Source organism: uncultured Brachyspira sp., from assembly GCF_949287625.1.
Classification (GTDB): Bacteria; Spirochaetota; Brachyspiria; order Brachyspirales; family Brachyspiraceae; genus Brachyspira.
In genome coordinates, this window is record NZ_CASEGO010000076.1 from 1 (window position 1) to 14,364 (window position 14,364).

The 14,364-nt window shown below is 27.3% G+C and carries 15 protein-coding genes; 4 read left to right on the forward strand and 11 right to left on the reverse strand.

Translation table 11 applies throughout. The features are described from left to right. Positions 1-401: 401 nt before the first annotated feature. Both Q1X91_RS10995 and Q1X91_RS11000 read left to right on the forward strand, forming a co-directional pair. Positions 402-1,199, forward strand: a complete 798-nt coding sequence (locus Q1X91_RS10995; protein ID WP_300757192.1) for a transketolase — start codon at positions 402-404, stop codon at positions 1,197-1,199. Between the two features lie 31 nt (positions 1,200-1,230). Further along, positions 1,231-2,148: a transketolase family protein gene (locus Q1X91_RS11000; protein ID WP_300757195.1), complete on the forward strand. Its 918-nt coding sequence runs from the start codon at positions 1,231-1,233 to the stop codon at positions 2,146-2,148. Between the two features lie 97 nt (positions 2,149-2,245). On the opposite strand, the gene Q1X91_RS11005 is transcribed toward Q1X91_RS11000, so the two are convergent. The 3 genes from Q1X91_RS11005 to Q1X91_RS11015 form a co-directional block, all read right to left on the reverse strand. Further along, the gene (locus Q1X91_RS11005) at positions 2,246-2,425 is read right to left on the reverse strand and encodes a (2Fe-2S)-binding protein (protein ID WP_300757198.1); all 180 of its coding nucleotides are present in this window, start codon (positions 2,423-2,425) and stop codon (positions 2,246-2,248) included. Continuing rightward, positions 2,418-2,630, reverse strand: a complete 213-nt coding sequence (locus tag Q1X91_RS11010; RefSeq protein ID WP_300757201.1) for a (2Fe-2S)-binding protein — start codon at positions 2,628-2,630, stop codon at positions 2,418-2,420. The genes Q1X91_RS11005 and Q1X91_RS11010 overlap by 8 nt, the downstream gene beginning before the upstream one ends. A 66-nt stretch (positions 2,631-2,696) precedes the next feature. Continuing rightward, on the reverse strand, positions 2,697-3,227 hold the full coding sequence (locus tag Q1X91_RS11015) for an HdeD family acid-resistance protein (protein ID WP_300757204.1): 531 nt from the start codon (positions 3,225-3,227) through the stop codon (positions 2,697-2,699). Positions 3,228-3,412: 185 nt separating this feature from the next. On the opposite strand from Q1X91_RS11015, the gene rsmH reads away from it, so the two are divergent. Together rsmH and Q1X91_RS11025 are read left to right on the forward strand one after the other, a co-directional pair. Then, the gene (rsmH, locus tag Q1X91_RS11020) at positions 3,413-4,321 is read left to right on the forward strand and encodes a 16S rRNA (cytosine(1402)-N(4))-methyltransferase RsmH (protein ID WP_300757230.1); all 909 of its coding nucleotides are present in this window, start codon (positions 3,413-3,415) and stop codon (positions 4,319-4,321) included. 31 nt (positions 4,322-4,352) lie between these two features. After that, positions 4,353-4,700: a septation ring formation regulator EzrA gene (locus Q1X91_RS11025; protein ID WP_300757207.1), complete on the forward strand. Its 348-nt coding sequence runs from the start codon at positions 4,353-4,355 to the stop codon at positions 4,698-4,700. Between the two features lie 6 nt (positions 4,701-4,706). Here the strand turns inward: Q1X91_RS11025 and hprK are convergent, their stop codons facing one another. From hprK to Q1X91_RS11065, 8 genes are all read right to left on the reverse strand, one after another. Next, positions 4,707-5,669 carry an HPr(Ser) kinase/phosphatase gene (hprK, locus tag Q1X91_RS11030; protein WP_300757210.1) on the reverse strand — a complete coding sequence of 321 codons (963 nt, stop codon included), beginning with the start codon at positions 5,667-5,669 and terminating at the stop codon, positions 4,707-4,709. Beyond that, positions 5,669-6,133: a PTS sugar transporter subunit IIA gene (locus Q1X91_RS11035; RefSeq protein ID WP_300757213.1), complete on the reverse strand. Its 465-nt coding sequence runs from the start codon at positions 6,131-6,133 to the stop codon at positions 5,669-5,671. The genes hprK and Q1X91_RS11035 overlap by 1 nt, the downstream gene beginning before the upstream one ends. Before the next feature lie 41 nt (positions 6,134-6,174). After that, positions 6,175-6,945, reverse strand: a complete 771-nt coding sequence (gene raiA / locus Q1X91_RS11040; RefSeq protein ID WP_300757216.1) for a ribosome-associated translation inhibitor RaiA — start codon at positions 6,943-6,945, stop codon at positions 6,175-6,177. A 15-nt stretch (positions 6,946-6,960) separates the two neighbouring features. After that, on the reverse strand, positions 6,961-8,271 hold the full coding sequence (rpoN, locus tag Q1X91_RS11045; protein ID WP_300757219.1) for an RNA polymerase factor sigma-54: 1,311 nt from the start codon (positions 8,269-8,271) through the stop codon (positions 6,961-6,963). Further along, a complete protein-coding gene (locus tag Q1X91_RS11050) occupies positions 8,264-11,548 on the reverse strand; it encodes a DUF4132 domain-containing protein (RefSeq protein ID WP_300757222.1) in 3,285 nt (1,094 codons plus the stop codon). The genes rpoN and Q1X91_RS11050 overlap by 8 nt, the downstream gene beginning before the upstream one ends. A 67-nt stretch (positions 11,549-11,615) precedes the next feature. Next, the gene (locus Q1X91_RS11055) at positions 11,616-12,452 is read right to left on the reverse strand and encodes a hypothetical protein (RefSeq protein WP_300757224.1); all 837 of its coding nucleotides are present in this window, start codon (positions 12,450-12,452) and stop codon (positions 11,616-11,618) included. A 67-nt stretch (positions 12,453-12,519) separates the two neighbouring features. Continuing rightward, the gene (locus Q1X91_RS11060; protein ID WP_300757232.1) at positions 12,520-13,278 is read right to left on the reverse strand and encodes an ankyrin repeat domain-containing protein; all 759 of its coding nucleotides are present in this window, start codon (positions 13,276-13,278) and stop codon (positions 12,520-12,522) included. A 77-nt stretch (positions 13,279-13,355) separates the two neighbouring features. Beyond that, complete coding sequence (locus Q1X91_RS11065) at positions 13,356-14,108, reverse strand: uracil-DNA glycosylase (RefSeq protein ID WP_300757227.1); 753 nt, start codon at positions 14,106-14,108, stop codon at positions 13,356-13,358. Positions 14,109-14,364 lie beyond the last annotated feature (256 nt).

Genomic DNA, 14,364 nt, shown 5'->3' on the forward strand with positions numbered 1-14,364 from the left:
AAAATGCTTCTTTAGTTACTGAAGCTACTTCTGCATCAGAATCATTATTAAATGAGGCTAATGAACTTATTAAAGCAATAGAATATTTTAAATTAAAAAGCTAAAATAAATTACGATTTTTATATAACTTGGGCTTTACTTCATATATGGTAATCCCAAGTTATTTTTATTTGTTATTTTAGTATGTAAATATTCAGTCACTTTTATTATATAAGGAGGTGTACTTCCGAGTATGTGCATAGATGTAAAAAATAACTGTGTTTTTGGCAAATCTCAAACTATAATAAAAAAATATAAATATTAATAAATTGACTTTTGAAACAAGTATAATAAATCATTATTTGACAATAATAAAATTTTGTTATATCATGTAATATAATTTTATTTTATAAGGAATTATTATGTCTTCATTAAATACTCAGATAAGAAAAGATATAGTAAGTATGGTTTATAATGCCAATTCTGGTCATATAGGCGGCTCATTGTCATTGGTAGAAATAATGCATACTCTATATTTTAAGATTATGAACATAGACCCTAAAAATCCTAAAATGGACGCGAGAGATATACTTATAATGTCTAAAGGTCATGCTTCAGCTGTACTTTATTCAACATTAGCACATAGAGGATATTTTCCTACAGATGAGCTTTTAACTTACAGAAAATTAGGCTCAAGACTTCAGGGGCACCCAGATAAAAAACATTTACCAGGTGTTGAAGCTTCTACAGGTTCTTTAGGTCAGGGAGTTTGTATTGCAGTTGGTATTGCTTTAGGATATAAATTAGATAAAAAGAATGGTAAAATATTTGCTATAGCAGGTGACGGAGAGGCACAGGAAGGAAGTTTTTGGGAATCAGCAATGGCTGCTTCTAATTATAAACTTGATAACTATACATTAATAATAGATAATAACGGACTTCAGATAGATGGTAAAAATGATGATGTTATGAGTTTAGGTGATTTAGAAGCCAAAATGAAAGCATTTGGTTTTGAAACATTTATAGCTGACGGACATAATGAGGCAGAACTTGAAGAAATATTTAATAAAAAAGTATCAGGTAAGCCTAAATGTGTAATAGCTAAAACTATTAAAGGAAAGGGAGTTTCATTTATGGAAAATGCAGTAGGCTGGCATGGTAAAGCTCCTAATAAAGAAGAATATGAAAAGGCTATGGAAGAATTAAATAAACTTGATTAATTAAATGATGAATATTTAAGGAATTAATATTATGGAAAAAAAGGCAATAAGAAATGCTTACGGCGAAGCTTTAAAACGCCTTGGTGAAATAAATAAAAATGTTGTAGTTTTAGATGGGGATTTGTCTGGTTCTACTATGACAAAGATTTTTAAATCTGCTTTTCCAGAAAGATTTTTTAATATGGGAATAGCAGAACAAAATATTATGGGGGCAGCTGCTGGACTGGCCATAGATGGAAAAATACCTTTTGCTTCTACTTTTGCTATGTTTGGTGCAGGACGTGCTTTTGAAATTATTAGAAACTCTATTTGCTATCCTAAACTTAATGTTAAAGTAGCAGTTACTCATGCTGGTATATCTGTAGGAGAGGACGGTGCTAGCCATCAAAGTATAGAAGATGTATCAATTATGCGTTCTATACCGAATATGACAGTAATAGTGCCTTGTGATGCTATAGAGGCAGAAAAAGCTGTATTTGCTGCTGCAGAGTTTGACGGACCTTGTTATTTAAGAATGGCAAGACCTGCTACAAATATAATTACAAATGAGAATACTCCTTTTAAAATTGGCAAAGCTAATGTATTAAGAGAGGGTAAAGATATATGTATATTCGCTTCTGGTATTGTTGTACCAGAGTCACTAGAGGCTGCTCAAATGGCTGAAAAAGACGGTATATCTGTAACAGTTGTTAATATACATACTATAAAACCTATAGATAGAGAATTAGTTGTTGATATGGCTAAAAAACACAATAAATTAATTAGTGTTGAAGAGCATTCTATAATAGGAGGGCTTGGTTCTGCCATATCTGAAGTTTTAACTGATGAATATCCTAGTAAATTAATAAGACTTGGTATTAAAGATACATTCGGTGAATCTGGAACTGTTGATGAGCTTATGAATAAATATGGGCTTAATGCTAAGGCTATATATGAAGCTTTAAAATAATAAAGCATAAAAAATGATAATAAAAAAGGAATAGAGAATAATTAATTTTCTATTCCTTTTTTGTTTTATTGAATAATAAAATTTTTGTATAATAAAATTATTTAAGTCTGTCTTTAAAAAGTTCTTTTAATTTGTTTCTGCATCCTCCGCAGTCAGTTCCAGCCTTTGTTTTCTTTACTACTTCTTTTAAAGTGTCAATACCATATTCTTTTTTGAGTACCTCTATCTCCTCTAATGATAGTTCCTTGCATTGACATATAAACTTATTATCATTCATCAATTTTTATATCCCCTGTTTCTTTATATTCTGCCAGCAGATCTTTTATATCTCCTCTGCAGCTCCAGCAGGTAATTCCAGCCTTTGTGCAATGCATAACTTCTTCAAGAGTTGTAAGTTCTTTTTCTTTAATGGCTTCTATTACTTCTTTATATTTTATATTTTTACAAAAACATAATGTGCTGTTTATATTCTTTTGAAACATAGATATTGCTCCCAACATTAAATTAATGTTTATTTTAACAGAATAGATAATAAAATCAATATATTTTTATATTTTAAAGAACTTACCATAAGCAAACCATAACTGCAATGTTATTATACCATAAAGCATGAGAGATAATCCAAGAACAACGCTTACATATACAGCACCAAGCAGCGGATTAAAAGTTAATATGATACCAGCAAGCAATGTAAGTATTCCGCTTATCATCGAAAGTCCCCATTGATTGTATCCTTCTTTTTTCAATTCGATAGAAGATGATATTGCTACAACTCCTCTTACTATTACGAAAAAAGCAGCTATATAAGGTACAAAAGCACCGCTTATTTGCAGATTGGAAATGATTATAATACCGCATACTGCAGAAATTATACCGTCAAGTAGAATAAGTGTAGAGCCTGATTTATGTTTCAAGCCAAAGAAATAAAATATTGAGCTTATTCCAGAGAATATTGTCAAAAAACCTATAATGTAGGCAAGTATTAATACTGTTTCTATTGGATTAAACATTGTAGCTATACCTGATATTATTAATAAAATACCGAATATTAACCATAGAACTCTTCCTAGTTTTCCCATAAAATAAATCCTTTTATTAAATTTTTAAAATTTCATTTATAAATTTAGTTTAAATATAATTCAATATATAAAAAAGTCAATATAATCAGTTATGATTATTTTTCGCAGCAGTATATTATTTTAAAGTTTAAAAACTTATATAAAACTGAATTATTTTAATGATATTTGTTCCGATAATATTAATGATGGATAACGATATTGAATTAAATATAGTGCATACCCCTGTTATGCTCAAAGAAGTATTAAGTTATATTCCAGAAAATGCCAAAATAGCTATAGATGCCACATTAGGGGAGGGCGGACATACTAAAGCTATGCTGGATTTAAATCTTGAAGTTCATAGTTTTGAAAGGGATAGTGCAATACTTGATATAGCTAAAAGACGTTTGAAAGATTATCCTAATTTTCATTATTATAATAATACTTATGATAAGATGATGGAATGTCTTGATGAAAAAGTAATAGGAAATGCAGATTTTATGCTATATGATTTGGGAGTATCTTTATTTCATTTTAAAAAGGCAGAGAGAGGTTTTTCTTTTAAAGATAATACAATGCTTGATATGAGGCTTGGTATTAATGAAAAAAGTGCCTATGATATTATAAACGGATACAGTGAAGAAGAACTTGAAAGAGTATTTAGAGATTACGGCGAGCTTAGCAATGCCAGAAAAATGGCTAGAATAATAGTAAAAGAGAGAGATAAAAGAAAAATAGAAACATCAAAAGAACTTGAAAGTATTATATTTCATAATACTGATAAATCTCAAAGATATGGTAAAATTCACCCTGCAACATTAGTTTTTCAGGCTATAAGAATAGAGGTTAATGATGAGCTTAATATATTAGAAAAATCTATATTAAATATACCTAATATATTAAAAAATAATGGGGTAGCGGTTATAATAAGCTATCATTCTTTGGAAGATAGAATAGTAAAGAGATTTTTTAAAGAAAATGAAAAAACAAAGAATAAGGACGGCATATTCAAATTATTAAATAATAAAGTTAAACTTCCGACAAATGAAGAGGTAAAATCAAATCCTGCAAGCAGAAGTGCCAAGATGAGAGCCGTACAATTAATAAAAATATGATAAAAAATATAATCTTATTGGAGATATGTAAATGACTAAACAGCAGAATAAAAATCAATCAGATATACAAGAAAATAAAACGTATTCTATAGGCTCGGTATTTATTGTTATAGTTATATTTGTTATAATTATAAGCATATTTACATTTGCTAGGAATGTTAAGGCTAATGATATATTAAAAGAAATTTCTGCTTTGGATAAAGAAATAGAGCATTTAGAGAAAGAAGTAAAAGTACTTAGTGCTGAAGAAGCTGAATATTCATCTCCAAACAGATTTATAGAAATGGCTATAATTAATGGATTTACCTCTGTTACAGGCGATAATAATGATATATTATATTTAAAAATAGAATCAGAAAATAAAAATCAAAATAATTAATTAAAATTATTTATTTGAATTATTATCCTTTTTTTTCTCCATTTGAGCAATTAATGCCTTGTCTAATTCTTTGGCACTATTATATCCCATTTGTTTAAGACGGAAATTTTTTGCTGCAGTTTCTATTAATATACATATGTTTCTTCCAGAACGTACTGGGAGTTTTATGTATGGTACTTCAGTATTCAGCATATTATATGTCTTTTCAAAAAGCCCCATTCTGTCATACTGCTCATCATCTTTCCAATGTTCAAGTTCTACTATTAAATCAAGTCTTTTTTTATCTCTAATGGCACTCATACCAGATAATCGGCTTATATCAACAACTCCGATTCCTCTCACTTCCATATTATGTTTTATAAACTCATTAGTTTTACCTATTATTCTGCCATCTCTTAATTTTCTAAACTCTACAGTATCATCAGAAATAAGTCTATGTCCTTTAGATATTAATTCTAAAGTAGCTTCACTTTTACCAACACCGCTTTTACCAAGTATTAAAACACCAACTCCGAAAACTTCTACAAGCCCCCCATGAACAGTAAAGGATTCTACAAACTCTTCTTCTATTAGAGTTTCTATTCCTCTTATCATATCATATGTTTTTAATTCACTAATAATAACACATATATTATTCTTTTTGGCAATTTCTAAAAATATTTCAGGAGGTGTTATATTATAGGTAAATATACATATAGGGATTTTGTAACTAAGCATTTCTTCAAATACATCTGTTTTATTTTCTTCATTAAGAGTAAGTACATAATTAGCCTCACCCTTTCCGAATATTTGTATTCTGTCATATGCAAAGTCTTTGAAATATTTGAATAATGCCATTCCAGGTCTGTTTATATCGCAGCTGAATATTTCATTTTCCATACCGACAAAACCTGTTAAACGCCTTATTTTTAAGAAGTTATTTCTTTTTTCATTAAGATCTAGAAATTTTGATATTGATACTTTAGGCATTATATTTTCATTTCCTCTTTTGCAATAAGTTCCATAATCTCATCGGATTTTTCAGCATTGATAAGTTTTTCTAAGAAGTGCGGATTATCTCTTAATATTTTAGCTATTGCGGTTAATACTTTTAAATTTTCGCTTGCAGAATTTTTAGGGGCAAGCAGCATAAATACGGCAAATACCTTTTTCTTATCTACAGATTTGTAATTTATACCATTTTTTATTGTTGCCACACTGAGTACTATATTTTTTACAGCATCAGTTTTAGCATGCGGTATAGCAATACCATTTCCGACGCCTGTACTCATTAGCTGTTCTCTTGCTATAATAGCATGTTCAGCATCATCTTTACTTACAAGCAAACCAGAGCTATCTAACCTTTCAACCATTTTAGAGAGAAGACGCTCTTTCTCAGTTTCTTGCACATCTATCATTATAGATTCTTTATTTATATAATCTATTAAACTCATATATTACTTCCTCCAAAATGGTTTTTATTAGTAAAAATCAATTAAATATCAAACATTCTTATTAATACAAATGAATTGTCAGATTCTTTGTATAAAGCTTCTGCCTGATCTGTAATGCTGCTTATATAAACAACAAATTTTTTATCTGTGTTTTCAGTTAAATATGTAACTGCTTCGCTGACATTGTATTCTTTAATGAGATAATTTTCGCTTTTGCTGGCATCTATATTGTTGTCTGGCGTAACGCTTACTTTATCTATATTCCAGTATCCATCATTATAATATACTTCTAATACTTTGTCATTATCTTTGAATAAAAATACTGGGAATTTTCCTATTTTTATACTGTATAGGTCATCGCCTTGTTTAATAGGAAGATATGCCATATATGGCTTTTTATCGCTTTTAAAATGAAGTACAGCGTCTAATTCATCTAATGGTTTTTCATATATACCTGCAGAAGTTATAGAATAAGCATCATCTTCTTCATCGTTTTGCATGCTTTTATCTACAACAGCTCTTTGGCTTTTATCTATGTTTCTTTCTTTTGATTTTCTTATTTCTCTTTCTATTTTTTGAAACATAGCATCTATAGCTACATATAAATCTTTTTCTTTTTCTTTATCATGAAATACTTTTTTACCGAAAGCAATAGTTCCTTGTACAGTATACTCACCATGCATATAATCACAGATAATATTGGCGTCTATTATTCTATCAGCATGTATTTTGATATTTTGCATCTTATTTGCTATATGTTCTCTGACATTTTTAGTAATTCTTACATTCTTTCCAATAATATTTTGATGCATAAAATCTCCTTTGTATTATCGATTTCTTGATGAAAAAATATTCATACTTTTTCTATACTTGGCTATTGTTCTTCTTGATATATCAATGCCTTCGCTTTTAAGTATTAATCTAATTTTTTCATCGCTTAGTTTAGCCTGAGAGTTTTCTATAATTCTTTTAATAATTTCTTTTACGCCTCTTGAGCCAAGCCCGCCATTTATAGCCCTAGAGAAAAAATATTTTATAGAAAAAGTACCCCATACGGTATTAAGATATTTGCCGTTAGCTATTCTGCTTATAGTAGATTCGCTTAAATTAACTTCTAAAGACATATCTTTTAAAGTTAATGGCTTTATAAACTCTTTGCCGTATTCAAAGAAATCGAGCTGAAATTTAAGCAGAGCTTCGCCTATTTTTAATAAAGATTTTTTTCTTTCATTTGCTGCATTTATGAGGCTTTCCGCTTCTTTCTTTTTTTCTTTCAAAAAGTTTATACTATCTTTACTTTCCTCTCTATCTAATAGTTTAATATATTTTTTGCTAATTTTCAAGGGGGGTATAAAAGTTTCATCTGTTTTTACAATCCAAATTCCATTTTCTTTTAGTATAAAAAGTTCCGGAACTATATATTTTACGGCAGAGGTATCATATTCTCTGGCAGGGTAGGGTTCTAATGTTTGTATGAGTTTTAATGCTTTTATAACCGTGTCTTTTTCTACACCTATACTTGAGGCTATATAATCATAGTCTTTTTTAGAGAGTTTATCTAAATAATTTTCTACTATATTAATAGCAGTATCATATATAAATGCGTTTTCTTTCAAGTCTTCCTTTTTTTTCATTTTTAATTGTATAGAAAGACATTCATTAATATCTTTGGCAGCAACTCCGTATGGATCAAAAGTTTTTATTACAGATACTATTTTTTCTATTTCTGCAACTGAAACATTAAGTATATTAGACATATCTTCGCTTGTAGTTTTTAGATATCCGTCATGATTTATAAAACTGCATATCTGCTCTGCAAGATATATTTCTTTTTTACTTTTAAAACTTATTTCTATCTGACTTTTTAAATGCGAAAATAAACTTTCTTTTCCATTTGCGGCAGTATTCTCTATTATTGAGTCAATATCTGATGATGATGATTTTGAAGTATATTTATCTTTTATATCATACTCCAAAAATGGATTATCTTCCATTGCTTTTTCTATCTTTTCTTTTAATTCTACAGCACTTGAAGATATAACATCAAGCCATAGTCTGGTTTGATAGTTAAGCCTTAAATCATTTTTGATAGCTGTTCTTATAGATGTATTTGCTGATAAAGATGTATTGTTAATCATAAAAACCAAGTGATAAATAATGTATCAATGTACTTATAAATCTATGAGATATTTCTAAAGGGGATATATTAACCCCAAATCTGTTATGATCTTCCAGCTTGTAAAACTTTATATTATCAATTTCTATATCTTCATCATAAAGACCGCAGTTTATTTCTGCTGCTATTTTTAGCACATCATCTAATAAATAATATGATACATGTTCTTCAAAATATTCTACTTTCATATCTAATTCTTTAGATAATTTTTCCATATATTCAAAAGATAACTGCTTGTTTTTTAAGCAAACTACAGCATCGTTTTCTATATCGCTTTCTTTTATAAAATATCTTTTTAATTTTATCTGTTCTACAGGCTGATTTATTTCATACAACTCTAATTGATAAGTCCAAATTTTTTGATAATCTTCATCATTATCAATAGGGTGATATAATGTTATATAATATTTTATATTTTTAGGAAGTTCATATAAATCTTCATCTATAGAAATTAAAGATCCGTCCTCCATATATCTGAAGCATTCTATTAAATTATTGTCTTCATCATATACGCCCCAAATGAATGCAAGAGTGAAATACTGCATAACTGGATTCTCTACAAATACTTCAAAAAAAGTTTCATAGTCCCATTTTCTTCCATTAAACATAACTTTTTTTAATTTTTCTTTCTGATATGTAATTATAGCCTCTAATGAATTACGTATATTAACTAAATCCATTTTAGCATTTTTTACTCTCTCCTCATCATCTCCTTCTATAGCGTCTGGAAGTTCTTTTATTATTTTGTGGTTAGAGTTATCTATTATTTCTAAATATGAGTCGCTTAAAAGCTGAAGTGTAAAACTTTGTTTGCCGTAATTAATAATTTTGTTTCTTTCAGTATTAAATCCTAAATTTGGAAGTACTTTATCAAATAAATTATCTATAGGTATATTTAAACATTCTGAAGCCTTTTTAAATGATTCTATAGCTGCATTTTTTAATTTTTTGTTCTTTGACATATATATAATATTATTTATTATCATAAGAGCAAATTTTTCACCATTCATAGCTATTGCAGGTATTATATATGCTGCTAAAGATGATTTAAAATTATCATGCCAGTATTCTATTCTGTCGTATAAATTTACTATTTGATTATAGTCTGCATAAATACAATATGGTATAATAATATTCTTTTTATTTTCATCAGCCCCATTATCTATCCAATATCTGTATACGTTTTCAAGAGAAGCCCTAAAAGAAGGCATGTCAAATAAATCAACAATCTTATCTATATCCTTTATTCTGTACGGCTCTTCTAAAAGCATGTATTCAAGAAGTATATATTTCATTACCCTTACTGGCACTTTTGTATTTTTATCCTTTCTCAAAACTACATCAGATATTAATGCATTATCTATAAAATCAATCATATATTCATAATTTTCATCATAATAATCATCTATATATTGTATTACATCATTTATTGTTTGGAATTTGAAACTTTTTCTGTTATAGTTCCATCTTTTTATTATATTCTTTAAATGAAACTGTACATCTTCTCTATAGGCATGTATAGAGCTTTCTACATATGGTCTGGAATTGTACTCATCTTTTTCTATTAATTCTAAAGCACATTTTAATACCTCTTTGTTTTTTAAATGAAGTACATAGCATAGTGCCGAATAATTTGTTACTGCGGCTTTATCTTTTCTGTATAACATTTCCAAAAAATCGGCTAAGGCATAGCTTTTATGTGAAACTGCTTTCAAAAATTTTTTATCATGAAATAAATCTATTACATAATCAGTATTTTTGTTTATAAGTTTAAGAATATACTGCTGCTTAAATATATATATAGGGTAGCTGTAAATATATGTTATTATTAAATCTTTTAAATCTAAATCATATCCTTCAAGATATTCTAATACTTCTTTTAATTTTATATTATAAAACTCTTTTTTATCTCTAATCATTAATGGTATGGCAAGATTATAAGGCATAGATTTTAATAAAACTCTTACAATTTTTCTTGCCTTTTCATTATAGTCATACATCAATATTATAATTTTTGCTGTGAATATTATTTCATTACTTAATGTAATGTTTATATCATATTTATCTATACTTTCTAACAGTTCAAATATATCATCTGATTTTTTATTATATATTTTTTCTATTTCGCTTTTTAAATTTGCTGTGAAATAATCTATACTTTTTTCTAATACGCTTATATCTGCTTTATCATCTTTGGCATTTAAAAGTATGCATGTTATTACTGCTTTTATCTCTATTATATAAGGTATTTCAACATGCTTTAATATATCAGAAAGTTTATAAAATGATTCTTTGTCATTTTGATATAATAATTTTATTCCGTAAAAAATTTTGTTGGAGTTTATTAATAAATTATAATCTAAATATTTTACTAAAAATATAAAATATTTAGGTATTTTAAAGCTTTCCAAATAATCTAAAAACTCATTAAAATTTTTATCCTGAAATTTAGTTATTAAATTTTTTCTTGTAAGGAAGAATAATCTCACTAAATAGGCTAAGTTTATAAGCAGATCTTTATTTTCATTTAATAACTTATTTTCAAATAAATATAAAAATTTATTTTGAATTTTTTCATCTCTGTCTATAACTAATATTAAAGAAATTATAGTATCTAAATATTCTGCCTTATCAGAGTATTCAAGCAGTTTATCTATATTGCTGTAATCTCCGTAATATATTTTTTGTGTAACTGCCATTAAAGGTATTAATATATCTTCTTTATATTCTGAAACAATATTCTCTGCATTTGAGCTGCATATATCATCTATATAATTTTCAGTTTCTTTTGGGAAATATTTTTTAGCATAGTATAAATATATAAATGTGTTCATTTTAGCATTCATTATTTCATTAGAAATAGGGTTAATATTGTATGAATGCTTTTTGTATTCTCTATTCCAATTATTAATTTTTTTTAAAGATATGCATTTTAAGAGAGCTTCTTTTATACTTAGTCCAGATATTATATTTATAATAAGTATCTCAAATATATATATATTTTCTATATCATGCATAGATATAACTTTAAATAGCCTAATCAAGCTGTTATCTTCTTTGCTTACAGTATATAAATCTAGCAGTTTTGAATATATGCTATGATTATTTGATATTGAATATTCTATTTCTTTAGGATTGAAATCTATATTTTCAGTTTCATTATAAACGTATTTTTTTATATTATCTATATATGGGTGTTTTTTAAAAATATCATCTATATAAGTTTTATCAATGCTCATATGTGCAGCCTTAAAATATATATACTATGATACTATACCATATTTTTACAAAAAAATGAATAAAAAATTAATCAATTATGAATACTACTTTACAATTTTTTATAGCATTTTTTAGATTTGTACTGCTCATAATGATACTGGCATCTTCATTTCCTATAACCAAATCGCTTGCAAATCTTCCTCTAGCCCTCCAAGCAACCACATTATAAGGTTTTTGACCTATTATATTTGTAATATTGGCATTTGTTAGGAAAGAATTGGTAGAATATGTGATATATCCATTAGTAGAGGCAACATTTTTATTGATGTATGCTATACTGTATATTTCATTTCCGTTTTCATCATATACTGTAGGAAATAATGACGGAGTAAATCCTATATTTCTGGCATCTATTACAAGACTATCATAGTCAGTACCTGTATCAAAATATGTTATTATAGGCTCCGTTTTGTATTCGTTAATATTGTTTACCAAATCATACATTAAATTATTTGTAGTGATATCCAAAGCCATAAGTACTTTAACACTTGTTCTTGTAGGGTAGGATATTCCTACAAGTCTGGCATTATTTATAGAACTTACAACTTTTTCTTTTAATATTCTATTTTCTTCTATTATACTGTAGATAGTATCTTCACTATTTATAGGTATATTTCCTAATGTATCATATAATGTTTTTATAGTTTCTTCTTCTGCCTGCTGCTGTAATATAAGAAGTGCTTCTGGGTGAAGACGAGTATCTGTTAAAAAGTCTGCTGTAGCATCTGCATATATTGTATATGTAGTATAATCAACTCTTCCTTCACCTGTATTTACTAATATGTTATTATTAGTTACTGAGGTATACTGTGCAAAAAGCAGCATATTTATGCTTACAAACAATAAAATAACTTTAATATTCATATCAACTCCAATATACTGTAAATATTCTCGGTTTATAAAAAAAATACTTAAAGATATTTTTATAAGTTTATCTTCTTTTTTCTAGTTTCTGCACATATGTAGATACATTAATATAGCCGTTATATTTCATAACTTCATAAGCACGCAGTCCTATTGAATTAGGTTCTGTATAGTTTATATTATTATATATTAAATACCTTGCTATATCTATTTTCGTGGCATAAAATACAGCATTTTGTCCCCAATCATCTTTTTCGTTTATATCAACCTCTAATTCTTCTACCAAATATTTTATTAAATTTAAATGCTCATTTTCAACAGCATACATAAGCATTGTTTTTCCTAAAATATCTCTTTTACTTATGTCCGCACCGCTTTTTATGAGAAGTTTTACAGAATACAAATCTCCAGCCTCGCATGCATAATGAAGAGCAGTTTTACCATTGTTGTCAGCGATATTCACATCAGCATTATTGTTTATAAGAAGATTTAATATATACGGATAATTTGCAGATAATATCAAAGCATTTTCGCCTTTATTGTTGGTAATAGTTATATCAGCATTTTTATCTATCAGGTAATCTGCTAAATCATAATATCCTATAGATACAGCTTCCATTAATAAAGTATTGCCGTTTTTATTTGTGCTGTTTATATCATTATTATTTTCTAAATATCTGTCAATGCTTGCTATAATATATGGTAATTTATTGTCATGAGTTATACAGTCAAATATAGTGGGCTTTTTTGGTATATTAGAATACTCTATATTTTCATAAGTTTCATAACTTGAAGCATCTTCTATATTATCAAATGAATTAGGTATAAGACACCTGCATATTATAAGCATTAAAATTAAATACTTTTTCAAATAAATCTCCTAAATTATTTTTTATTATATTATTATTTATTTCTAATTTTTTCAAGTTCACTTAACATAAACTCTAAATCAGATATTACTTTATCCTCTTCTTTTTGATTTCTTAATATATAAGCAGGGTGATAAGTTGCTATTACAGGTACATCTTTCCCATTATTGCTGTAGTAATGTACTTTATTTCTAGCTTTTCCAAATGGTGTTTTTAAGTCAAAATCTATTAGATTACCGAATCCATGACGTCCTAATGCACATATTATTTTAGGATTAAGTATTTGTAATTGGTGTACAAAAAAGTCTCTGCAATTAGCTTTTTCTTCAGGTAAAGGATCTCTGTTTTCAGGAGGACGGCATTTTAGTGCGTTCATTATATAGTATTTTTCTTTATTTATATTAAGTCTTTCAATCCATTTGTCAAGAAGTTTTCCTCCTCTGCCGACAAATGGAAGTCCTTGTTTATCCTCGTCTGCTCCCGGTGCCTCTCCAACAAATACTATATCTGGATCCTCATCACCGCGTCCGAATACCACATTTAATCGACTTTTACATAATGCTTCACATTTCATGCATTTTTCTACTTCGCTATATATCTTTTTTAAATCTTCATTTTTTATTTCTTTCATTAATTCCATACCTTTATTTGTGATATTTTCTTTTTTTACTGCTTGCTGTGCTTTTTTTGGATTTCTTAATATTATTTTTTTATTATGCTGGCTGCATACTACATTTGAAAATTTTATTTTATTGTGCTGTAAAAAATAGTTTTCTATTTTGTTCATATTAATAAATCCTAAACATAAATTTAAAAACATTATTTATATTATATAATAAAATGGAATTTATTAAAAATTTTTTATTATATTTGTTTGAAAAGTACCTTACAAAATTATTTAATTTTAAACTATGAAATAATGCTTTATATGCTGTATGATAAACTTTTAGTATATACCTAAACAAATATAATTTGTCAATTTCCAAACAGATGAAAATTCTCTGCTAATGCTATTGATAGTTCTTTTTTCCACTTATTACTTT

Coding starts and splice junctions, on each gene's coding strand:
- Q1X91_RS10995 (WP_300757192.1), top strand. CDS start 402: ATGTCTTCATTAAATACTCAGATAAGAAAAGATATAGTAAGTATGGTT.
- Q1X91_RS11000 (WP_300757195.1), top strand. CDS start 1,231: ATGGAAAAAAAGGCAATAAGAAATGCTTACGGCGAAGCTTTAAAACGC.
- Q1X91_RS11005 (WP_300757198.1), bottom strand. CDS start 2,425: ATGAATGATAATAAGTTTATATGTCAATGCAAGGAACTATCATTAGAG.
- Q1X91_RS11010 (WP_300757201.1), bottom strand. CDS start 2,630: ATGTTTCAAAAGAATATAAACAGCACATTATGTTTTTGTAAAAATATA.
- Q1X91_RS11015 (WP_300757204.1), bottom strand. CDS start 3,227: ATGGGAAAACTAGGAAGAGTTCTATGGTTAATATTCGGTATTTTATTA.
- rsmH (WP_300757230.1), top strand. CDS start 3,413: ATGGATAACGATATTGAATTAAATATAGTGCATACCCCTGTTATGCTC.
- Q1X91_RS11025 (WP_300757207.1), top strand. CDS start 4,353: ATGACTAAACAGCAGAATAAAAATCAATCAGATATACAAGAAAATAAA.
- hprK (WP_300757210.1), bottom strand. CDS start 5,669: ATGCCTAAAGTATCAATATCAAAATTTCTAGATCTTAATGAAAAAAGA.
- Q1X91_RS11035 (WP_300757213.1), bottom strand. CDS start 6,133: ATGAGTTTAATAGATTATATAAATAAAGAATCTATAATGATAGATGTG.
- raiA (WP_300757216.1), bottom strand. CDS start 6,945: ATGCATCAAAATATTATTGGAAAGAATGTAAGAATTACTAAAAATGTC.
- rpoN (WP_300757219.1), bottom strand. CDS start 8,271: ATGATTAACAATACATCTTTATCAGCAAATACATCTATAAGAACAGCT.
- Q1X91_RS11050 (WP_300757222.1), bottom strand. CDS start 11,548: ATGAGCATTGATAAAACTTATATAGATGATATTTTTAAAAAACACCCA.
- Q1X91_RS11055 (WP_300757224.1), bottom strand. CDS start 12,452: ATGAATATTAAAGTTATTTTATTGTTTGTAAGCATAAATATGCTGCTT.
- Q1X91_RS11065 (WP_300757227.1), bottom strand. CDS start 14,108: ATGAACAAAATAGAAAACTATTTTTTACAGCACAATAAAATAAAATTT.